Annotated in this window: 1 protein-coding gene and 1 pseudogene; both read right to left on the bottom strand. The window is 40.8% G+C overall.

Annotated elements, in window-relative coordinates:
* Positions 1-547 (bottom strand): annotated as a pseudogene (locus tag F6K53_RS44215) (NAD-dependent epimerase/dehydratase family protein); the annotation flags it as partial.
* Between the two features lie 26 nt (positions 548-573).
* A partial coding sequence (locus tag F6K53_RS44210) for a hypothetical protein (RefSeq protein WP_293087228.1) occupies positions 574-1,167 on the bottom strand: 594 nt, incomplete at its 5' end.

Genomic DNA, 1,167 nt, shown 5'->3' with positions numbered 1-1,167 from the left:
TCCCAATTCTCCCTTTGGGGTCAGCACCCGCTACATTGAAGTAACGCAAAATTAGATACCTTAACCCCGATGCAGCAGCATAATCCTGAATCATCCATTCATTGATCAACTTGGAGCGACCATAGGGATTAATCGGTACTGTGGGTGCAGACTCCAATGTCAGACTCTGATTCACTTCTCCATAGACTGCTGCCGTACTAGAAAAGACAAACTGGTCTACCCCAAAAGTCTGACAGCACCTCAACAGAGTTAAAGTATTACAGGTATTGTTAGCGTAATAATCCAAAGGCTTGACCACCGACTCTGGAGCTACCTTACTTCCAGCCAGGTGTATGACTGTAGTAAATTTTTCCTCGGCAAATAGTTTATGGAGTCGCTCCCTATCTGCTAAATCTCCGACGACTAACTACCCATGGAGCACAGCGGAAGCTGAACTAGTAGAACAGTTATCGTAAACTACAACATCGTGACCAGCTTCTGATAATTGAAGCACTACATGGGAACCAATATAACCAGCTCCACCAGTTACTAAAATTTTAGTTACCATCAAGAAGGTTTTTCTAAGATGCAAAACTAATCTTTGCCAGACCAAAGATGTGGACCAGGGTGCATTGATTTGGTGATTACGGGTCTGCATGAAAGCAGTGATTGCCTCAAAAATCTAAGTAGATAATGAGGTATATTTCTCAATTGCCACTGCATCTTAAGCATTCGATCGTAAAAACTAGGATGGTCAAAAAAATCAGCACGTATTTGATTTCCCTCAATTTGCATTAACTTGGATTTTGTGTGACTTAACTGATTAATATGTATCCGAAAACAGGAGACTGGTGGACCGTGAAGATATGCGAATGACGCTCCTGACTTTAAAGCTCGTAAGTAGAATTCACGGTCAGCACAAAACTGATAATTTTCATTAAACCCTTGTAAATTTGTATATAGACTTTTCCGAAAAATTGCCGATTGTTGAGAAAAGCCAAGCATGCTTGTTCTAGAAATAGAAATCAGTTGACTGGCCTTGGGAGGGGCAAAAGAGTACATAAACCGACCACAAACATCAGTAAAATCACAATTGCCATATACGAAATCTGCTTTAGAAGCGTTTCCTAGAGTAATAAGTCTGGCTACACTATCTGGATACAACCAATCATCTGAGTTGAGATAACC

The sequence above is a fragment of the Moorena sp. SIO4A1 genome, from assembly GCF_010672065.1.
Lineage (GTDB): Bacteria > Cyanobacteriota > Cyanobacteriia > Cyanobacteriales > Coleofasciculaceae > Moorena.
This window is presented reverse-complemented; position numbering and strand designations above follow the sequence as displayed.